The organism is Mycobacterium sp., assembly GCF_025933915.1.
GTDB lineage: Bacteria > Actinomycetota > Actinomycetes > Mycobacteriales > Mycobacteriaceae > Mycobacterium.
Genome location: NZ_JAICZA010000009.1, coordinates 22,561 through 41,356 on the forward strand (window position 1 = coordinate 22,561; position 18,796 = coordinate 41,356).

Annotated in this window: 20 protein-coding genes; 4 read left to right on the forward strand and 16 right to left on the reverse strand. The window is 67.4% G+C overall.

Annotation, left to right across the window (positions count from 1 at the left end; translation table 11 throughout):
* Positions 1 to 61: 61 nt before the first annotated feature.
* Positions 62 to 895: a DUF3097 domain-containing protein gene (locus Q0W90_RS02480; protein WP_297772999.1), complete on the reverse strand. Its 834-nt coding sequence runs from the start codon at positions 893 to 895 to the stop codon at positions 62 to 64.
* Between the two features lie 218 nt (positions 896 to 1,113).
* Between Q0W90_RS02480 and Q0W90_RS02485 the strand changes: the two genes are divergently transcribed.
* Entirely contained in the window at positions 1,114 to 1,401 is a 288-nt protein-coding gene (locus Q0W90_RS02485; RefSeq protein WP_297595571.1) for a DUF3349 domain-containing protein, read from the forward strand.
* A 28-nt stretch (positions 1,402 to 1,429) separates the two neighbouring features.
* Here the strand turns inward: Q0W90_RS02485 and Q0W90_RS02490 are convergent, their stop codons facing one another.
* Genes Q0W90_RS02490 through Q0W90_RS02515 form a run of 6 tightly spaced genes read right to left on the reverse strand, consistent with a single transcriptional unit; the run spans position 1,430 to position 7,641 of the window.
* On the reverse strand, positions 1,430 to 2,404 hold the full coding sequence (locus Q0W90_RS02490; RefSeq protein ID WP_297595588.1) for a patatin-like phospholipase family protein: 975 nt from the start codon (positions 2,402 to 2,404) through the stop codon (positions 1,430 to 1,432).
* A gap of 58 nt (positions 2,405 to 2,462) precedes the next feature.
* Positions 2,463 to 3,533, reverse strand: coding sequence for a sn-glycerol-3-phosphate ABC transporter ATP-binding protein UgpC (gene ugpC / locus Q0W90_RS02495; protein WP_297595570.1), 1,071 nt, complete (start codon positions 3,531 to 3,533; stop codon positions 2,463 to 2,465).
* Between the two features lie 3 nt (positions 3,534 to 3,536).
* Entirely contained in the window at positions 3,537 to 4,379 is an 843-nt protein-coding gene (locus tag Q0W90_RS02500) for a carbohydrate ABC transporter permease (RefSeq protein WP_297595569.1), read from the reverse strand.
* Positions 4,366 to 5,334 carry a sugar ABC transporter permease gene (locus Q0W90_RS02505; RefSeq protein ID WP_297595568.1) on the reverse strand — a complete coding sequence of 323 codons (969 nt, stop codon included), beginning with the start codon at positions 5,332 to 5,334 and terminating at the stop codon, positions 4,366 to 4,368. Before Q0W90_RS02505 ends, Q0W90_RS02500 begins: the two co-directional genes overlap by 14 nt.
* Entirely contained in the window at positions 5,331 to 6,656 is a 1,326-nt protein-coding gene (locus tag Q0W90_RS02510; protein WP_297595567.1) for a sugar ABC transporter substrate-binding protein, read from the reverse strand. Before Q0W90_RS02510 ends, Q0W90_RS02505 begins: the two co-directional genes overlap by 4 nt.
* 13 nt (positions 6,657 to 6,669) lie before the next feature.
* Positions 6,670 to 7,641, reverse strand: coding sequence for a sigma-70 family RNA polymerase sigma factor (locus Q0W90_RS02515; protein ID WP_297595566.1), 972 nt, complete (start codon positions 7,639 to 7,641; stop codon positions 6,670 to 6,672).
* 168 nt (positions 7,642 to 7,809) lie between these two features.
* Between Q0W90_RS02515 and Q0W90_RS02520 the strand changes: the two genes are divergently transcribed.
* Entirely contained in the window at positions 7,810 to 8,160 is a 351-nt protein-coding gene (locus tag Q0W90_RS02520) for a DoxX family protein (protein WP_297595565.1), read from the forward strand.
* A gap of 11 nt (positions 8,161 to 8,171) precedes the next feature.
* Here Q0W90_RS02520 and Q0W90_RS02525 read toward each other — a convergent pair whose 3' ends face one another.
* Both Q0W90_RS02525 and pncA read right to left on the reverse strand, forming a co-directional pair.
* Positions 8,172 to 8,972 carry a ketosteroid isomerase family protein gene (locus Q0W90_RS02525; RefSeq protein WP_297595564.1) on the reverse strand — a complete coding sequence of 267 codons (801 nt, stop codon included), beginning with the start codon at positions 8,970 to 8,972 and terminating at the stop codon, positions 8,172 to 8,174.
* Positions 8,972 to 9,532 (reverse strand): pyrazinamidase PncA, encoded by a 561-nt coding sequence (gene pncA, locus Q0W90_RS02530; RefSeq protein WP_297595563.1) that lies wholly within the window; start codon positions 9,530 to 9,532, stop codon positions 8,972 to 8,974. The genes Q0W90_RS02525 and pncA overlap by 1 nt, the downstream gene beginning before the upstream one ends.
* A 95-nt stretch (positions 9,533 to 9,627) precedes the next feature.
* Here pncA and Q0W90_RS02535 point away from each other — a divergent pair, with 95 nt between their 5' ends.
* Entirely contained in the window at positions 9,628 to 10,698 is a 1,071-nt protein-coding gene (locus Q0W90_RS02535) for a DoxX family membrane protein (protein WP_297697421.1), read from the forward strand.
* Between the two features lie 16 nt (positions 10,699 to 10,714).
* On the opposite strand, the gene Q0W90_RS02540 is transcribed toward Q0W90_RS02535, so the two are convergent.
* The 5 genes from Q0W90_RS02540 to Q0W90_RS02560 form a co-directional block, all read right to left on the reverse strand.
* Positions 10,715 to 11,293 carry an AAA family ATPase gene (locus Q0W90_RS02540; protein WP_297595561.1) on the reverse strand — a complete coding sequence of 193 codons (579 nt, stop codon included), beginning with the start codon at positions 11,291 to 11,293 and terminating at the stop codon, positions 10,715 to 10,717.
* A 24-nt stretch (positions 11,294 to 11,317) separates the two neighbouring features.
* Positions 11,318 to 11,707: a hypothetical protein gene (locus Q0W90_RS02545; RefSeq protein WP_297595560.1), complete on the reverse strand. Its 390-nt coding sequence runs from the start codon at positions 11,705 to 11,707 to the stop codon at positions 11,318 to 11,320.
* Positions 11,708 to 11,776: 69 nt separating this feature from the next.
* The gene (locus Q0W90_RS02550) at positions 11,777 to 12,271 is read right to left on the reverse strand and encodes a gluconokinase (RefSeq protein ID WP_297697422.1); all 495 of its coding nucleotides are present in this window, start codon (positions 12,269 to 12,271) and stop codon (positions 11,777 to 11,779) included.
* Positions 12,272 to 14,314, reverse strand: a complete 2,043-nt coding sequence (locus Q0W90_RS02555) for a phosphotransferase (RefSeq protein ID WP_297773004.1) — start codon at positions 14,312 to 14,314, stop codon at positions 12,272 to 12,274.
* A gap of 17 nt (positions 14,315 to 14,331) precedes the next feature.
* Complete coding sequence (locus Q0W90_RS02560; protein ID WP_297595143.1) at positions 14,332 to 15,846, reverse strand: carboxylesterase/lipase family protein; 1,515 nt, start codon at positions 15,844 to 15,846, stop codon at positions 14,332 to 14,334.
* Between the two features lie 78 nt (positions 15,847 to 15,924).
* Here Q0W90_RS02560 and Q0W90_RS02565 point away from each other — a divergent pair, with 78 nt between their 5' ends.
* Positions 15,925 to 16,593: a hypothetical protein gene (locus Q0W90_RS02565; protein ID WP_297773006.1), complete on the forward strand. Its 669-nt coding sequence runs from the start codon at positions 15,925 to 15,927 to the stop codon at positions 16,591 to 16,593.
* Here the strand turns inward: Q0W90_RS02565 and Q0W90_RS02570 are convergent.
* Both Q0W90_RS02570 and Q0W90_RS02575 read right to left on the reverse strand, forming a co-directional pair.
* The gene (locus tag Q0W90_RS02570) at positions 16,583 to 17,566 is read right to left on the reverse strand and encodes an SDR family NAD(P)-dependent oxidoreductase (RefSeq protein ID WP_297697424.1); all 984 of its coding nucleotides are present in this window, start codon (positions 17,564 to 17,566) and stop codon (positions 16,583 to 16,585) included. The genes Q0W90_RS02565 and Q0W90_RS02570 overlap by 11 nt on opposite strands.
* Positions 17,566 to 18,789, reverse strand: coding sequence for a cytochrome P450 (locus tag Q0W90_RS02575; RefSeq protein WP_297595140.1), 1,224 nt, complete (start codon positions 18,787 to 18,789; stop codon positions 17,566 to 17,568). The genes Q0W90_RS02570 and Q0W90_RS02575 overlap by 1 nt, the downstream gene beginning before the upstream one ends.
* Positions 18,790 to 18,796 lie beyond the last annotated feature (7 nt).

The following is an 18,796-nucleotide window of genomic DNA, read 5'->3' on the forward strand; positions in this document are numbered from 1 at the left end:
TTCGGCTTAGCGTAGCCGAACTAACAGCCGCCGATCGGCCCTGGTCCTTGGGCTGCCGAGGTCAGCGCACCGGCTGGGTCACGAAGTCGATGAGTTCTTCGACCCGGCTGATCAGCGCCGGCTCCAGATCGTTCCAGTCGCGTACCCGCGAACAGATATGCCGCCAGGCCCTGGCGATGTCCGCCTGATCGGCGTGGGGCAACCGCAGCGCCTGGCACGCGCCGTGTTTCCACTCCACCTGCCGAGGCACGTGCGGCCAGGCGGCCAGCCCCAGCCGCTGCGGCTTCACGGCCTGCCAGATGTCGACGTAGGGGTGGCCGACGACGAGTGTGTCGGTGCCGCCCGGACCCCGTCGCACCGCCTCGGCGATGCGCGCTTCCTTGGAACCCGTGACGAGGTGATCGACGAGCACACCGAGGCGCCGTCCCGGGCCGGGCGCGAACTCGGCCACGATGTCCACCAAATCGTCGACGCCACCGAGTTGCTCGACGACGACACCTTCGATCCGCAGGTCCTCTCCCCACACCTGCGCGATCAGTTCGGCGTCATGGCGGCCTTCGACATAGATCCGGCTGGCGCGGGCGACGCGCGCGCGGACACCCGACACCGCGACCGAGCCCGACGCCGTCCTGGTCGCGGAGACCGGCGCCGCCCGTCGCGGTGCGGTGAGGATCACCGGTCGTCCCTCGAGCAAATACCCAGGGCCCAAAGGAAAGCCGCGCACATGACCGCGTCGGTCTTCCAGGTCCACCCGACCGTATTCGACGCGAACCACCGCGCCGACGTAGCCGGTTTCGACATCCTCGACGACCAGACCCAGTTCCGCAGGATGTTCGGTCGCGCGGGGCTTGCGTCGTCCCGCGGCCAGCACATCGGTTCCATAGCGATCCACCACGCGGCAATACTAGAAAGCCTTGCGGCCAAACAGCGTTACGGCGCGCCAGGGCTGCCGATGGTCGGCAAAATCACTCTCGCGCACCAGGGCGGGCGCCCAGAAAAAATGCGTTTAACTGTGTGGCGTTACCTGGCTGATGGCGTCGCTGATGATACGTTGCTAGCTAAGGTAAACACTGCCGTGCACGCGCAACCTGCGGCGGTTAGTGAGGTGGACGTATGGACTTGTCGCATTGGGTGACAAGCATTGTGGCGTTTGTGCGGGCCGGCTACCCGACCGGCATGCCGGCCGCCGGCCATGCGCCGCTGGTGGCGTTGACGCGCCGACGACTGTGCGGTCACGACATCACCGCCATCGCAACCGATCTCATCGGGCGTCGAGTCTGGCCGGTCAGCCCCATTGACATCGGGGTGGAGATCACCCGGGTCACCAACGAGTTACCGTCACCGGACGACGTCGAGCGTGTCCACCGACGCGTTCATGCGATTCGCTGCTCGCGCGGATAGGCGGCGCCACACGGCCCACCGCCGTCCGTCACGGTGATTTGCGCACCGGGCCGCCACAGGCCGCCAGATAGTCCGCGTGATTCCAGGTCCGCAGGAACGCTTGGCCCGCTTGCAATCCTCGTTGGTAGAGCGCCTCGCGCTGCTGTGCGGTGATGTCGAAGTCGATCGGGCTGACCTCGTCGGCGGGCACGAAGATGGTGCGCCGCACGGTGCAGGGATCGTCGATGTAGGCGTTGTCCTGGTTGCTCACCAGCGTCTCGATCGCCGCGAGCCCCAACGACACCGGCCCATGGACGGGGCGCGTCGGCGGGATGCCGGGACGCGACGACAGACGAACGCCGAAGGTGGGCCATCGTGGCTGGGCATCCGGCCGGTCGAACAACTGGACCGGAAAGTCCGACAGCAAGCCACCATCCACCCACGTGGCGCCGCCGACCCGGACGGGCTCGAACACATACGGAATGGCCGACGAGGCGTGCACCGCTCGTGCCACCGGAAAGTCATCGGGGTCGATGCCGTAAGTGCTGAGGTCCCAGGGGATGCGCACCAGCCGGCGCCGTGATAGATCGCTGGCCGTCACCACGAGTGACCACGCGAACTGTTCGGGCTCTTCGCCGGTGCGCAGATCGCCGAACGTCCGCACGCCCAGATCCGCGAGCAGGCCGTCGAGGAGCTGCTCGAGGTAGGCCCCGCGGTACACACCGTCCGACGTCAGCAAGGACAGCGCGCCGCCGATCAGCGGAACCCGTCCGATCAGATTGCGGTCAAGGAACTTCCGGTAGTCGATGGTGCGCATGATGTCGGCCAACCGGCTGACCGGTTCACCGGCCACCTGAAGAGCCGCCACCAGCGACGCGACGATCGCGCCCGCGCTGCTTCCCGCGACACGGGGAAACCGGTACCCGGCCTGGTCGAGCGCCTCCACCGCCCCGACCAGTCCGATACCCCTGACACCGCCGCCTTCGCACACCAGGTCGGCACGCACCTCGCTCACTGTCGCCAGCCTAGCCGGAGCGGGCCGGGCTGCGCACGCATGGCGCGCCGAAGGCTCCGGGCCGTGATCAACACAGTCGGCGGCCGTCCACGCCGAAGAAGTGTAGGTGTCCCGGCTCCGGATGCAGGCGCACCCTGCTGCCCCTCTCCGGTGGACGGCGCCCGTCGGTGCGCGCGACGATGGGTGCATCGATTGCCTTGTCGGAGCTGATGATTCGCCCATACAGGTAGGCGTCGGCACCCAACTCTTCCACGACGTCGACCTCCATCTCGACACCGAGGCCGCCCAGCTCGAAATGTTCGGGCCGGACCCCGACGATGACCTCGCTTGCGGCACTGGCGATCTCCCGCGGCAATGTAATGGGCCAATCACCAAGCGACACAGCCGAATCCACAATGGGCAGGGTGAACATGTTCATCGCCGGCGACCCGATGAAACCCGCCACGAAGACGTTGTCCGGGCTTCGGTAGAGCTCGCGAGGCGGGGCGAACTGCTGCAACACACCGTCGCGCAGCACCGCGACACGGTCACCCATGGTCATCGCCTCGACCTGGTCGTGGGTGACGTAGACGGTGGTGGTGACCAGCCGCCGTTGCAATGCGGCGATCTGGTTGCGGGTCTGCACCCGCAATTTGGCGTCAAGATTGGACAGCGGTTCGTCCATCAGGAACACCTGCGGCCGGCGCACGATCGCGCGACCCATCGCCACCCGCTGGCGCTGTCCGCCCGACAGGTCTTTCGGTTTGCGATCGAGATAGGGTTGCAAGTCAAGTAATTTCGCCGCGTCCAACACCCGGTCACGGATCTGCGCCTTGGGTGTTTTGGCGATCTTCATCGCAAAGCCCATATTCTCGGCCACCGTCATGTGCGGGTAGAGCGCATAGTTCTGAAAGACCATCGCGACGTCTCGGTCCTTGGGATCGACATTGGTGACGTCCCGATCACCGATCCGGATGCGTCCGGAGTCCACGGTTTCCAGTCCGGCCACCATTCGCAACGATGTGGTCTTGCCACATCCGGATGGCCCCACCAGAACGACGAACTCGCCGTCGCCGACAACGAGGTCCAGGTGGTCCAGGGCCGGGCGATCCGCTCCCGGATAGCGCCGGGTCGCCTGCTCGAAGCTCACCGAAGCCATTGATCACCCACCCATTCCGGTGACCGCGATGCCGCGGACGAACGAGCGTTGCGCGATCGCGTAGATGATGACCAGGGGCAGCATGATGAGCATCGAGGCTGCCATCAGGACCGGCCACCGGGCAACGTATTCGCCCTTCATCCGGACCAGGCCCAGGGTCAGGGTTGCCAGGCTGTTGCGCTGAATCATCAACAGCGGCCAGAGAAAATCGTTCCAGACATTGACCCAGGTGAGGACCGCGAGCACCATCACCGCCGGCCTGGCATGGGGCAGCAGGATGCGCCAATAGACCTGCCACGGTGAACAGCCGTCGAGTATCGCCGCTTCCTCCAGGTCGGTGGGGAGGGTGCGGAAGAATTGCCGCATCAGGTAGGTGCCGAACGCGCTACCGAAGAAGCCCGGCACGATCATCGCCCACGGAGTATCGACCCATCCCAGGGTCCGCATCACGAGAAACTGCGGGATCACCGTCACCGTCAGGGGCACCATCAACGTGCCCAAATACATAACGAACAGCGCATCGCGACCGCGGAAGTCCAGTCGCGCGAAGGCGTATCCGGCCAGCGAGCAAAAGAAGACGTGCCCGGCGGTGACGCATCCCGCGTACACCACGGTGTTGAAGAACATCCGCCCGAACGGCAGCAACGCAAACACGTCGGTGTAGTTGGACCACCGCGGGTGCGCCGGCAACAGCGTGGGCTCGCTGACCTCGCCCTCGGTTTTCAGCGAACCCGACACCGCCCACGCTATCGGGAACAGCGCGCACCAGGCGATGCCCAGCAGCGCGGCATAGACCACGCCGCCGCGCACCGCGGTGCGCCTGATGGCACCCTCACTTAAGCCCACGTGAAGTCTCCAAAGAACGTCGATGGCTGACCTTCAACTGCACCACGGTCAGCACCAGCAGGACGGCGAACATCACCCACGCCAGAGCGGATGCATATCCGAACTCGAGGAACGAAAACGCATGCTGGAACAGCATGATGCCCAGGACGTAGGTCGCCGATTCCGGCCCGCCGCCAGGGCCGGTGAGGACATAGACCATGTCGAACGCTTGAAAGGCGTGGATGACCGAGACGATCACCACGAACGAGATCGACCCCCGGATCAATGGCACCGTGATGGAGACGAATTGCCTTATCTCGCTGGCTCCGTCGATTTTGGCCGCCTCGTACACCGTTTCCGGGACACCCTGCATTGCGGCCAGCAAGATGACCGCGGCAAACGGCACGCTGCGCCATACGCTGACAATGCACAGCGAGACCATGGCCCATCGGGGCTCGACCAACCACGGGACCGGACCGAGCCCAACCCAGCCGAGCATGATGTTCAGCAAGCCATTGTCGGTGTTGAACACGAACTGCCACACCACCGCCATCACGACCGTTGAGATCGCCAATGGCAGGAAGACAATGGTGCGGAAAATGCCGATGCCCCTGACCTTTCGGTTCAGCACACCGGCGACGGCCAGACTGATGACGACCGTCGGCAGCACCGTCCCCAGGGTGAAGATCACCGTGTTGCGGATCGCGATGACGAAGAGCGGATCCGCGGTGAACAGATCTCCGAAGTTCTTCAGGCCCACGAATTTCGGCGGTGTGAACACATCCCACCGCTGAAAGCTCATGTACAGGGAGAAGCCCAGCGGGAAGAGCATGAACACCGCGACCGCCACCAGGTTGGGGGTGACAAACAGCCGGCCCGCCCAGGCGTGCCGACGCCACGGGCTCGGGCCTTTCGGGGTCGTTTCGATCGCCTTCCCCACCGGGGCGACCGCACCGCCTGAACGCATCGAGGTCATGGGCTGTGCAGCACTTCGTCGACGGAGCGGGACAGCCCGGCCAATGACGTCGCCGGTTGGCGACCGCGCAGGATGGGACCAAAGTTGCGGTCCATCAAGGCGTTGACCTTCTCCCAGGCCGGGGTGATCGGCAGGCCTTCGGAAAAGGCCGGCCCTTCGGTGAGCACGCCGAGATTGCCGATCCTGCGATGGGCGTTGGCGAACCCTTCCGAGTTGAGCGCGGAGCGCAGCACGGGAACGAACAGACAGGATTCGCCGATCAGCGCCTGCCCGACCGGTCCGGTCGCGAATTTCACGAACTCCCAGGCCTGCTCCTTGCGTGGGCTGGTCGACGAGATACCCAGCCCGGTGGCGCCGACGTCGGAACACGCGGCACGCCCCTTTGCCAGCGCCGGCCCGATCGGCAACGGCGCAACATCGAAGTCAAGGTCCTCGGCGCGCAGGTAGGTCTGGTAGCGCCAGTGTCCGCCGAGCGCGATCGCCGCCCGTCCCACCGCAAAGAGGTTGGGGGTCGACATCGACTGCGTCTCCGACGCATTCGGCGCGACCCGGTGTTCGTTGGACAGGTCGGCGTAGAACTGCACGGCCTCCTGGAAGGCGTCGTTGTCGAAATTGAGGTGGGTCGGATTCACTCGCGGGTTGGACCACGGGACGCCGTTGTTCATCGCGAACAGGCCGGCCGAGTAGTTCGAGACCCAGGTGTTGACGAACCCGTACTGCGCGGCGCGCCCGGCTGCGTCGCGCTTGGTCAGCGCGCGGGCCGTGTCCAGGAATTCGGTGAAATCCCAAGGCCGTTCCCACGTTGCGGGCGGTACCGGTACCCCGGCGTCGGCGAACAGCCGTTTGTTGTAGAAAAGGAAGTTGCCCGACCATTGTTCGGGAAGCGCGAACTGTCTCCCGTCGAACGTGAAGGTTTCATACAGCGCCGGGATGCTGTCCTCCTTGAGCTGCCGGGCGAACGCTTTGTCACGCGCCAACAGGGTGTTCAGATCCAACAGCACACCGCGGTCGGCGAGTTCGGCGTAGGACAGTTCCCAGGTCATCAGCACGTCCGGGCATCGTCCGCCCACGCAAAACGTCGAAAGCTGTTGCATGACGCCCGGCCCGGACAGCACCGCGCGAACCTTGATGTCGGGGTGGCGGCGCGCAAACTCGTCGACGATGCGCATCCTGGCGTCACGCTCGTCCGGATTGGCCGCGAAGAAGAAGGTCAGCGCGTCGTCGTCGGGAGCGCAACCGGCCGGCCACGGTGCCAGCGCCGCCGCGGAAAGCGCGCCGGCGCCCCGCAGCAGGCTGCGCCGCCCGAACGGCTTATCGAGCATGGCTCTCCCGGGTCTAGCCGCGGTGCCGGCCCTTGACCGGCTCTGTCTGAGGTCCTTGGTACCCGATGACGTTGTGATGTTCCTGGATCGGCCAGCGTGGCAGCGCGAGCGCCGCCCCGCGGATGCGGTCGGCATTGCCGGTGATATCGATCGTGTGGATGCGATCGTCGGCTCCGATGCCGATCACCAGCAGGACCTGAGCGCGCCCCCGGGCGGCGATCACGATGCCCGGTGTCCCGTCGATGAGCATGACAGCACCGGCGCGTGCCCGCCGGGCGAACCGGCGGGTCTCCTCGGCGACCTGCCTGGCGCCGCGCAGCGTCGTCGACACGTCCTCGGGGACCAGGGCCCGGTCGACCGTGCGCACCACGTCGGGAGCCAGCAGCCGCAGCAGAGCGGCGATATCGCCGCCGCGGGAGGCCGCCAGAAACGCCTCCACCACCTCGAGGTGGACGGTGGTGCGGCGCGGTTGGGCGGCCGGGCCGGCGTGCAGCCGGCCTCGGGCCCGGCTGGCGAGCTTCTTCGCGGCATCCGGCGACCGGTTCAGCAACGCGGCGATCGTCTCGAACGGCATGGCGAACACGTCGTGCAACACGAAGGCGACGCGCTGTGCGGGTGAGAGCCGGTCCAGCACGACGAGCAGCGCGTTGCTCACCGACTCCGCCAGCAGCGCGTCTTCCTCGGCCGGCGCCGACGCCGTCCCGGCCAGCCGATCCAGTTCGTCGGGTTCGGCGAGTGGCTGTTCCGCGCGTCGCTTGCGGGCCCGGAGCTGGTCCAGCGCCTCGCGCGCGGTGATCGTGGTGAACCAGCCGGAGAGGTTGTCGACGGCCCCGAAGTCCGCTCGGCTTGCCTTCAGCCACGCCGACTGCACGACATCGTCCGCGTCGGCCACCGAGCCCAGCAGTCCGAACGCGACCGATCTCAGGTGTCGCCGATCCGCGTCGAAACGCTGCGCGAGAGCCACCAAATCCGTTGTTGTGCCCATGGGTCACCTTTTCTGCGCGGAAATCGTCAAGGAGATGACCGCATCCAACGGACTTCCTGTTGCGAAGGAGACCAACACCATGACCTTACCGTCTGCGCGCCGCGGTGCGCACTGCAACCGCGCAAGTCGCCGCCGCGGAAATCGCTGCGCGACAAGGGATTGATCGACATGCACACCGCGCTTGTCGTGATCACGCTGTTCACCGCGGCCATCACCGCCGCGATCGCCATCGCCGATCTCGTTCCGGCTCGATTCGTGCTGGCGAACTCCGCCCAGGTTGGGGTGCCGCGTTCGTGGTTACCGGCGCTGGGTGCGGTGAAGCTGGCCGGGGCCGCCGGGATCGTGGTCGGGCTGCTGGGCCCACGCGAGTTGGGAATCGCTGCCGCCGCCGGCCTGGTTCTGTTTTTCGTCGGTGCGGTATTGACCCACCTGAGAGCCCATGTGCTGTACAACATCGCGTTTCCCGGTGCCTACTTGTGCCTATCCGCGGCGTCGCTGGCGCTGATGGTGGCGCACTGAACAGAGCCGAATCAGCCGGGAAAGTACCGGATCCGGTTGATCGCGTCGCCGCGCCACGCCACATCGGCGAACATGATGGCGCGCCCGTGACCCGAGTTGATCGAGACCGCGACCGTCGGGCCCGCGCTGTTCATCTTGGTGGCGCCGGCCCCGTTCAGTTGCTCCACCAGTTCAGCCAGCTCGAGGGGGTCACGATCACCCAAACTTATTGTGGCCCTTGATGACAACGCCCCGGCGGCGGCGAACGTATCTCCCCGCGCGACGGCGGCGAAAAACCTTCGCACCAGCCCCCGGTGGCGCGCGCCCACCCGCCGGAATCCGGCCATGAAACCGGCGGTCCCCCGCCATCCTTGATTCGTCAGCAGCCCTGTGGACAGGCGCAGGGCGGGGGCCACCGCGCCCGGGCCGGTTCGCAGGAACTGCGCCAACATGGCCGGCAACTCCCAATAGGCCCGCAGTTCACCAATGAGCCACTGGCCGTTGGCTTCTCGGAGGTCATAGCGCAGGAACGCGGGAATGTACATCGTCACCGCCGGGCCCATCGCCACCTCGAGTTCGAGATCACGCAGAACCGTCGTGCCGAAGACGATGTCGATGTCGCGATGAAACTTGATGTCACGGGGGCCGATGAACGTGTCGTAAAAGCGGCCGATCTGCTCATGTCCCACGTGGGGTCGCGAGCCCACGGGGTCCTCGACGCGGCCGTCGCCGGTGAACAGCGCCACCCACCCGGCGCGATCGTGCGCGCCGGCCGCCTGCGGCGAGCGCTCCACCGCCGCGAGCAGGCGTTCCCGGTCCAGTGGCACCACCATTACCGTCCCCCCACCAGCTCGACGCCGAAGGATTCCATTTCCGCCAGCGCCGCGGCGGCCGAATCCGCCGCCGCGGCCGCGGTCAGGTCGACCAGCACCCTGGTGGTCAGACCCGCGCGGGCCGCGTCCTCGGCGGTCCGGCGGACGCAATGGTCGGTGGCGATGCCGACCACGTCGACGCCGTCAACCCCCCGCTGCCGCAACCACTCCACGAGCGGGGTCCCGTTCTCGTCGACACCCTCGAAGCCGCTGTACCCCGCGGAGTAGGCGCCCTTGCGGAAGACGGCATCGATGCGCGTGGTGTCCAGGTCGGGGCGAAACTCCGCGCCCACGCTTCCGGCGACGCAGTGCGGGGGCCAGGACGAGGAGTAGTCGGGCCGGTCGGAGAAATGGTCACCCGGGTCGATATGGAAGTCCTGGGTCGCCACGACGTACCGATAGCCCGGCGCCCCGCCCAGGTGGGCGTTGATGGCGGGCGCGACGGCGGCCCCGCCGGACACGGGCACGGAGCCGCCCTCGCAGAAGTCGTTTTGCACGTCGACGATGATCAACGCTCGCACCCGCCCCACCCTATCCGGGTGCGCCGCTGCGCTGCCCTAGCTGCGCATATCGGCGTCACGGTTTGCTCGACAAGCAGTCGGGTAATACACGGGCCATGGTGATCAGGAGAATCGCGCGACCCCTGTTATCAGTGGCATTCATCGGGCAAGGAGTCAATTCACTGCTCCACCCCAAATCGGCGGCCGAGGCGGCGGCGCCGGCAGCGGACGGCTTGCAGGCGTTGCCGGATTCGGTGAGCGGCAACATTCCGAGCGACCCCGAGACGGTGGCCCAAATCACCGCGGCCGTGCAAATCGGCGGCGGCCTGCTGCTTGCCACCGGCAAGCTCCCCCGCATCGCCTCGGCCGCGCTCGCGGTGACGGTGTTGCCGGCCAACCTTGGGGCGCACTCGTTCTGGAATGAGAGCGACCCGGCGGCCAAAGCCCAGAAACGCCAGCAATTTCTGACCGATCTCAGCCTGCTCGGCGGGCTTCTGATCGCCTCCGCCGACACCGCGGGCAAACCCTCGCTGGGGTGGCGCGGCCGCCGGGCGGCCGAGCGGCTCTCGGAAAGGGTGTCGTCGGCGTGGCCCGGATCCGACGATTCGGCCTTCGACGCCGATTTTTCCGAGCTGGGTGATCGGATCGCGCACGGCTTGCAGGTCGGCGCCGAACGTGGCCGCGAGTTGGCCAGCACCGCGGCCGAACGGGGCGCGCCCTACGCCGAAGCCGCGCTCGAACGCGGCCGCGAATTGGCCAGCACGGCAGCGCAACGCGGCGCCCCGTACGCCGAAACCGCGCTCGAACGCGGCCGCGAGCTGGCCAGCACCGCGGCCGAGCGCGGCAAGCCGCTGGCGAAGAAGGCGCGCAAGCGCGGGGAGGAATGGGCCGACGAGGCCGCCGACCGGGCCGCCTATCTGGCCGAGCGGGCGCGCAAGCGCAGCGAAGAACTGGCCGACGAAGCCGCCGACCGGGCCGCACCACTGGCCAAGAAGGCGCGCAAGCGCAGCGAAAAATTAGCCAAGCAGGCACGCAAGCGCAGCGAAAAACTGGCCGACACGGCGCGTGTACGCGGGGAGGAGCTCGCCGAGACCGCCCGCCAGCGTGGCAGCCATCTCGCCGACGCCGCACGTGAGCGAGCCGGCGGGCAGGTCGAGGCCGGCCGCCGCAAGCTGCCCTGGCGATGACGCCCGCACCCGTGAACTAGTCCGGCCAGCGCGACCGCAAGATCTCCGGCGTCCATGCGGGCCAGTCGGGGGAACCGATCGTCAGGCCGCCGCTGAGCCGGGCGACAATGCGTGGCCCGCGCAGGCGGCTGTTGTCGTAGACGGTGGCGATGTCAGACAGCGCGACGGCCTCGACGACCGGTGTCCACAAGCGGCGATGGCGCTGGCGGACCTTGGATTCCGGTACGTCGTGGCCGCCGGCACGCACCCGGTGCCGGACACGTTCGACGGCAAGGTCTTCCGGGATGAGCAGCGCGTGCAGGACGACGGTGAAGCCCGCGCGGCGGGCGGTGTGGACGAGGTCCAACTTCGACGGGTGGGAAAACACGGTCTCCGCGACGAATGACCGACCCAGGTCGATCAGCTTCGCGCGCGTGCCGGCGGCGATCTGCGCGGCGTCGTAGGCGCGCGCCGCCGGATCCTCCGGCCAGCGCTGCCGTGCGATTTCGTCGGCGTTGACCACAAGGCTTGCGGGCAACAGCGGCGCCAGGGTGAACGCGATGAAGGTCGACTTGCCGGCACCGTTCGGCCCGACCACCAAATCAAGTCGATCCATCGGGCCGCGCCCACGAAGCTCGGGTCAGCGCCCGGCCGCGAGCACCACGGCGGCGCCGTCGGGCCGGTGCTCGACAATGTCGCCGTTCTCGTTGAGGGCGACCGTGGTGACCCCCTGCCCGGCCAGCGTCGCCCCGTAGTTGGTGCGCGCCAGGCTTTCTTCGATGGCCGCGGAGATCTCGGCGTTGAACACCACGCCCTCCTCGACGGTGAGTTCGCTGGTCGCCAGCTGGCCGGCCAGCGCGGCTTCGACCCGCCGCCGAGACGCGGTGTGCTGGCTGGACACCGCGCGTCCGACCCGCGCCCAGTGGTCGAGTTGCTGTTTGGCCGAACGACTCTGGCGGGCGCCCTCGGCCGCCGCACTGTCCATCAGGTCGGACGCGACACGGGTGACGCGATCGAGAGCCTCCGCCATGACTTCCTCCCTGGTGCAGCATACCGTTACAGGCTGTAGCAGAATGCTACACCACCGCGTCATCCCCTGCTAGCGACGCGCCTCCAGGACCGCGTCGACGATCGCGTCGACATCGTGGCCGGCGTCGACGGTCATGCCGGCCTCGTCGGGGCCCAAGGCCTCCAGGGCGTCCAACTGCGACCGCAGCAGTGAGGCCGGCATGAAATGGTCCGCCCGGGCCGCCAGCCGGCGGCCGATCAGTTCCGCCGAGCCGGACAGATGCAGGAACTCGACGCCTGGGCAGCGCGCGCGCAGCTGGTCGCGGTACTTCCGTTTGAGCGCCGAGCAACTCACCACACCGCCGTCGCGGTGACCGGCCAACCATTCGCCGACCAGTTCCAGCCAGGGATAACGGTCGTCGTCGTCGAGCGGTTCGCCGGCCGCCATCTTGGCAATGTTGACCGCCGGGTGCAGGGTGTCGGCGTCAACGAACGGGACCCCCGTATGTCGCGCGAGCGCAACCCCGACCGTCGACTTGCCCGATCCGGATACGCCCATCACCACCACGGGGGCCGATCCGCTCACCTACGTTTGGTCGCCGAGGTTGCGATTCCATTCCAGCCAACCGACACCGCTGCGCCCGTCAGCGGTGGTGACCGTGGCCCAGACGCGGGGGAACTGGCTGACCCGTCCGTCCGCGGCGGTGAGCCGGACCGGCGCCTGGCCGCGCACGTCCACGTTGGCGGTGATCTCCCCCGGGTTGAGCGTCACCGCCGCGTTCAGCGGTAACCCGTTGCCGTCAAACGACTCTCGTGAGTCGACCGTCTGCAGCTCGGTAACCCGTCCGGCGGCGTCCTGCGCGTAGCCGATGCTGAACGCGGGCGCGCCGGGGATGCGGATGTTGACGCCGTGCAGATGGGTGCCGTCGTCCAGGTGCAGCGCGCTCCAAATCCAATCCATGCTCCACCAATCGCGCACACCCCAGGAGTGATCACGTTGGCCGGGAACCGAGTCGACGCGATAGCTGGTGTCGCCGATCGTGACGGTGCCCGAGACGGTGCACGGAATTTCGTACCGCGTCGTCAGCCCGTACTTATACGGGGTTCCGTCCGTGTCCCACACCAGGTTCATGGTCATCGCGACCGGCGTGCCGGTCTCCCCGCGCAGCAACGCCGCGGGGTCGGCGTAAGCCTGGGCCCGCGCGCGCACGTCCACGCGGTAGCCCTGTAATGGCGCACCGGCGGAATGGCTGAGCTCGAACTCGTCGGTGCGCACCGTCCACGGATCCGGCGGCATCCGAACCTGCGCGTCGACGGCGACGGTTGGCATGTCGGGGCCGCACAACAGCACGTGAACCCATGCGGTCTGCTCGTTGGCCACCAGGCCGAGGCGGAACCAGCCGCCCAATCCCTGTGCGGTGTCGGCGAAGTCGGCATACCAGCTCTCGCTCCACAACGGTTCGGCGGTGGGATCGTGGGCGAGTTCGTCCTCGGGTGACGGTTGCAGCGGCTCGGGCGCCACCGCGACCGGCAGTGTCGACAGCGCGTCCGTATCGAGCACGTGATCGCAGTGCCGGCGCAGCATCGTCATGAACATCTGGTCACCACGGTCGGTGCGTTCCACCAGCATCGAGGAGACGATCGCCATCATCACGCCGAAAAAGCTTTGTCGGCGGACACCGTCGGCGACGTCGTCCAGGGTGATGGGCGCGTGAGGGCCCAGCGCCTCGTGGTATGCCCGCAACAGTGCGTCGTAGTGCTCCCGGCGGTCCTCGGTCGGCAGCGCGCAACCAAGGAAATAGGACAGGTCGGTCAGTGCCGGGCCCCAGGACACCGTCTGCCAGTCGACCACCGTCAACGCGCGGTCGGCGCCGGCGGTACCGAACAACATGTTGTCCAGTCGGTAATCGCCGTGCACCAGGCCCTGGATGCGGCCCTGTCCGGAAGATCCCGCCGCCTGCGCTTCTTGAGCGAGGTAGCCGTCGAACGCGGCCACCAGACGTTCGCACACCACGCGGTGCTCGGGTGCGATCTGGTCGCCATAGCGGTCGACGAAACCCGCGTACAGCGGGGTGATCATCGCCTGGTTCAGCGGCGCCTCGCGGTTGAGCCATGGCGCTTGGGCCAGCGAGACGTCGCCGAGCAGCGGGCCGTGCAGGCGTCCCAATTCGACCGCGCCGAGGCGGGCCTGTTCGGCTGTGGCACCGGCGATTTCATCGCCGACCACGGCCGGACCGGCATCGCCCAGCAGCAGATCGAACACGCCCGTCGAGGTGTCGACCGCCGCGTGGTAGCAGGGCGCGATCGGTCCACCCAGTCGCGGCGCGATGTCGCCGTAGAAGCGGACCACGCGCTCGTAGAGTCCCAGAGCCAGCCCGGTCTGCCGGCTCACCGGGTCGGTGGCCGCGACCTTGAGCACCACCGACTCGGGTCTGTTGAGAGGGTCGAACGGCCCCGCGCCGTCGGCGTCGGCATAGCTGAGCCGGATGCGGTAGCACTCACTCATTTGGCCGGTGCCGATGCGCTCGACGGAGAAGTCGGCGATGGGTCCGGTGCCGATCACCGTGGCCAACCAGGCTGCGGTGAGGTCACTGGGTCGTTCGATGACTTGCTCGGTCTCGGCATGCATGGGGTTAGCGTGCCAGGTCAGCGCGCGAGTGAGAAGCCGTCCCATGCCATCCGGCGGTGCGGGTGTGGATCGAACTCGACGCGGGATTGCCGGTCGAAGACCATCACGGCGCGATCGGCGGCGTTATAGCGAGGCCAGTCCTCGCCCGGGACACCCGTGCGGCTGAAGGTGCGCCAGCGTCGTTGCACCTGGTTGCTCACCCGCAACGCGGCGCGGCGATCCGCTGCCGCCGTCAACAACGCGCCGAACCTGGTGCGGTAGACGTCGAAAACCGCCAGCAACTCGGTGGCATGGGTGGCGCCGAAACCCGACCAGCGCAGCGTGCGCGGGGCGTAGTCATACCGGTAGAGGTAGGTCGGCGCGTGCGTGGCGTGGGCTTCGGCGATCTGCCAGGCCGCCGAGCCGAACGCGAAATCACCGCCGAGCTGGATGCACGCCGCGCGCTCGGGATACTCCGGGTATGCGGCGGTAATGCGTTCGCGGATAGCGGGTTCCGCCTCGGCCAGCAGCTCTTCGACCATCGACTCGTTGGTCGGCAACATTGCCAGGAACCGCGTGAACAGCCGCCCTTCTTCGGCATTGGTGCCCACGATGAGAGGCACCCGGTGCGCCTCGCCGCGCCGCATCGCCTCGACGGGATCCATCGGCAGCACGTCGTCACCGACGACGGGGCCAATCGGGAAGGCGCCCAGCTTGTTCTGCATGCCCTCGTCGATCAATGCGTGTTGGGCTTTCACCAGCTGGGCCGCGGACACCCGCATCAGCGCGTCGGCGGCATCCTGCCTGCGCACCCCGAGCAGGCCGGCGAAGCGGTTCGCGAATTCAGCGGCAACCTCCTTCGAGCGCACCAGACCCGAGGCGGGGCTTTCCGAGATCGCCCTTGCGAACAGACCTTCGGCGGCGGGTACCGCCACTAAGGAAGCGGTGATACAGGCGCCCGCGCTCTCGCCGAAGATCGTCACGTTGTCGGGGTCACCGCCGAACCCGGCGATGCTGTCGCGAACCCACTGCAACGCCAGCACCAGATCGCGCAGGTACAGGTTGCTGTCGATGGTGATATCGGGAGTCGACAGCGACGAGAAATCCACACACCCCAGCGCGCCGAGCCGGTAGTTCACCGATACGTACACACACCCCCGCCGTGCCAGCGCCGCCCCGTCGTACAGCGGTGTCGCCGAACTGCCCAGGAAATACCCGCCGCCGTGAATGAAGACCATGACGGGTAGCGGCCCCTCGGGGGCCTCGGGCGCCACGACATTGAGGGTGAGGCAGTCCTCGCCCATCGGCTGATAGCGGCCTCCGAAACCCGACAGGCCGAGCAGAGTGTAGCGGCGCTGCTGAGGCGCGCAATTGGCGAAGCCGTGACAGTGCCGGACCCCCGACCACGGCGCCGCCGGCCGCGGCGCCCGGAAGCGCAGGTCTCCCACCGGTGGGCGGGCATACGGGATCGACCGCCACCGATTGACCCCGTCGCGGGTGAAGCCCTCGACGGTGCCGAGGGCCGTGCGTGCGCGGACAGTCCGGTCATGCATAACCCGACGGTAACCGACATGCCGTCCGTAACGCGCGCGCAGCGCCTTAATCGCCCGGCGCGGCGGTTAGCCTGACTTATGCGGATAGCTGCGATGATCGCCGCGTCGTTACTTCTCGCCGGGTGCTCACACACCACGGGCAGCCATTCCGAGCCCACGCCCGGCGCCACCCAGACGTCCGCGGGGCCGTCGGGAAGCACACCGACGGGAACCTCCGCCGCGCCGGCCTCCGGTGCCGCGATCTCCGACGTCATCGCGTGGATCGAGGCGGGCCACCCCGCCGATCCGGGGCGCTATCACACGGCCACCCGCGACGGTGCGGCCACACCGCTGGGCGACGACATCGCCCTGACAGGCGCGGCCGGCAAAGTCTCCTGCGCGACGGACTCCCAACACACCGGCGGCGCCCTGGTCTGTCTGGCGAAGCTGACCACGCCCGCGCCGGCGCCCGCGACGGCCTACGGCGAATGGCAGGCCGGTTGGGTCACCTTCGATGGGGTGAATCTGCAGATCGGAGCGGCCCGGGCCGACCCCGGTCCGTTCCTCAACGGCAACGGGCCCGAGCTGGCCAACGGGGATTCGCTGTCCTTCGGCGACTATCGGTGCCGCGCCGATCAAGCCGGCCTGTATTGCGTGAACTACGCGCACCAGTCGGCGGCCAAATTCAGCCCCGCCGGCATCGAGCCGTTCGGCTGCCTACGGTCGGTGCCGCCGCCGGACGGGGTCGGGGCGGCGTTCAGCTGCTGAGGTCCCCTGCGATGATCGCGAAGAGCTCGCTCATTTCGTCACCGGGCCCGTCCGGAACGGTGTATCCGTCCTCGTTGCGGATCTCGTCGAGGTGGTCGCGCACATCCTCGATGGATAGCCCGCGGCGGTAGAAACCCTTTGTCCTGCCGATGAAGAACCGCGCGACGTGGCCCGCGCCCACCGTGTAGATCTCACCGGAAACCGGGCAATCCCGGTGGGTGAGGAAGGCCGCGACGGGCGCGACCTGCGCGGGGTCCAGTTTCTGGAGGTATTGGCCCACAAGGTCGTCCAGCACAGCCTGCGACGCCGCATCATTTTCGACGGTCTGCTGGCCGGTTGCCTGGTCGAGCGAATGCGTCAACATCCGCGTGTAAGCGATCGGGGAAATGGCATTAACCTTGATGCCGTGCGTGGCCCCTTCGGCGGCGAGCACACGCGTCAGGCCCAGTAACCCCGTTTTGGCCGCACCATAGTTGCTCATGCGTTCGGCGCCAAGGATCCCCGCGGCCGAGCAGGTGTTGAGCACGCGACCGTACCGCTGTTCGCGCATGACCTTCCACGCGGGACGTGTCACATAGAACGCGCCCTTGAGGTGCACATCCACCAGGGGTTCGAGCCGCTCGGCGGTCATCTCCTCGAACGGCGCGTCACCGACGATGCCCGCATTGTTGATCACGATGTCCACGCGCCCCCAGGTACGCACGGCGGTATCGATAATCGCCACTGCGCCTTCGGGATTCGTCACGCTGTGACCGTCGGCGATCGCCTCACCGCCCCCCTTTTCGATCTCTTCCACGACCGCGCTTGCCGCCTCGGTGTTCGAGCCGTCACCAGTCACCGACCCGCCCGTGTCGTTGACCACGACGCGCGCCCCACGCGACGCCAGCAACAGCGCGTATTCCTTGCCCAATCCCCCGGCGGCACCCGTGATCACGGCGACCTGCCGGTCGAACCGCAGCGGCTTGGTCGTCATCACCAGGTGACCGGGAGCTCTTTCATGCCGTAGATGTCGGCGTACTTGAAACTCAACTCCTGCGGCGGGACCGCCAGTTTCAGTCCGGGCAGCCGCCTGGCCAAGGTGGCGAACGCGACCTGCATCTCGACGCGGGCCAGGTTGGCCCCGATGCATTGATGCACGCCGTAGCCGAATCCCAAGTGCCCACGCGTGTTTCGATCGATGTCGAATTTCTCCGGATCGTCGACGAATTCGGTGTCCCAGTTCCCGGCGGGCAGGTTCATCATCACGAACTCTCCGGCGCGGATCAACTGGCCGCCGATCACAAGGTCTTCGGTCGCCACGCGGTCGACCTGGCTGTGCACGATGCTGAGATAGCGCATCAGTTCTTCGACGATATTCGCGATGACGGCCGGTTCGTCGGTTTGGCCCAGTCGCGCGTAAGCGCTGGGATGCTGCAGCAGCGCAACCGTTCCCAGCGAGATCATGTTGGCGGTGGTCTCGTGGCCGGCCTGCATCATGATCACGCTGTTCATCGCCGTGGTCGCGTGATCGAGTTGGCCCGTCGCGACGTATTCGGTGATCAGACGGCTGATCAGATCGTCCCCGGGTTCGCGCTCCTTGCGTCGCACCAACTCCTGGATGTAGGCGTACATCGCCCCGAAGGCCTGTCCCTTTTCCGCGTCGGACGTCTTCTGGTCGAGCCCGGCGGCGGTGTTGTGCTGGAAGAGCTCGAGATCTTCGGGCGGCACTCCCAGCAGCAGCGCGATTACCAATGATGGTACCGGCAAGGCGAATTCACGGACCAGGTCCGCCGGCGGCCCCATGGCGACCATCTCGTCGAGAAAGTGGTCGACCATCTCCTGGATGTGCGGCCGCATCGATTCGCAACGCCGGAAGGTGAAGTTGCCGGTCATCATCCGGCGGATCCTGTGATGCTCGGGATCGTCGGTGCGCGCGAACATCACCGGGATCTTGTTGTCGGCGTCCGTGGGCATGATCGAGTCCGGAATGGTCTTCGCGGACAGGCGCGGATCGACCAGCGCGGCCCTGATGTCCTGGTAACGGCTCACCACCCAGACCGGGTTGCCGTGGAACATCGCCCGTCGCAGCCCGGGCTCTTCCCGCCAGCTCGCGAACTCTACCGGCACCGCGAGCGGACACTGCGCGGGACGCGGCACAGGCAGTGCCGGAAGCCCGGCGTCCGAGCAGGAGTCGGACGTCTCGAAAGATATTGACATAAACCGT

Excerpts from the sequence above, each read along its gene's own strand:
- Q0W90_RS02565 (WP_297773006.1), top strand. The coding sequence starts at position 15,925 with ATGCGGATAGCTGCGATGATCGCCGCGTCGTTACTTCTCGCCGGGTGC.
- Q0W90_RS02560 (WP_297595143.1), bottom strand. The coding sequence starts at position 15,846 with ATGCATGACCGGACTGTCCGCGCACGCACGGCCCTCGGCACCGTCGAG.
- Q0W90_RS02535 (WP_297697421.1), top strand. The coding sequence starts at position 9,628 with ATGGTGATCAGGAGAATCGCGCGACCCCTGTTATCAGTGGCATTCATC.
- Q0W90_RS02485 (WP_297595571.1), top strand. The coding sequence starts at position 1,114 with ATGGACTTGTCGCATTGGGTGACAAGCATTGTGGCGTTTGTGCGGGCC.
- Q0W90_RS02545 (WP_297595560.1), bottom strand. The coding sequence starts at position 11,707 with ATGGCGGAGGCTCTCGATCGCGTCACCCGTGTCGCGTCCGACCTGATG.
- Q0W90_RS02570 (WP_297697424.1), bottom strand. The coding sequence starts at position 17,566 with ATGACGACCAAGCCGCTGCGGTTCGACCGGCAGGTCGCCGTGATCACG.
- Q0W90_RS02505 (WP_297595568.1), bottom strand. The coding sequence starts at position 5,334 with ATGACCTCGATGCGTTCAGGCGGTGCGGTCGCCCCGGTGGGGAAGGCG.
- Q0W90_RS02540 (WP_297595561.1), bottom strand. The coding sequence starts at position 11,293 with ATGGATCGACTTGATTTGGTGGTCGGGCCGAACGGTGCCGGCAAGTCG.
- ugpC (WP_297595570.1), bottom strand. The coding sequence starts at position 3,533 with ATGGCTTCGGTGAGCTTCGAGCAGGCGACCCGGCGCTATCCGGGAGCG.
- Q0W90_RS02575 (WP_297595140.1), bottom strand. The coding sequence starts at position 18,789 with ATGTCAATATCTTTCGAGACGTCCGACTCCTGCTCGGACGCCGGGCTT.
- Q0W90_RS02525 (WP_297595564.1), bottom strand. The coding sequence starts at position 8,972 with ATGGTGGTGCCACTGGACCGGGAACGCCTGCTCGCGGCGGTGGAGCGC.
- Q0W90_RS02520 (WP_297595565.1), top strand. The coding sequence starts at position 7,810 with ATGCACACCGCGCTTGTCGTGATCACGCTGTTCACCGCGGCCATCACC.
- Q0W90_RS02555 (WP_297773004.1), bottom strand. The coding sequence starts at position 14,314 with ATGCATGCCGAGACCGAGCAAGTCATCGAACGACCCAGTGACCTCACC.
- Q0W90_RS02515 (WP_297595566.1), bottom strand. The coding sequence starts at position 7,641 with ATGGGCACAACAACGGATTTGGTGGCTCTCGCGCAGCGTTTCGACGCG.
- Q0W90_RS02510 (WP_297595567.1), bottom strand. The coding sequence starts at position 6,656 with ATGCTCGATAAGCCGTTCGGGCGGCGCAGCCTGCTGCGGGGCGCCGGC.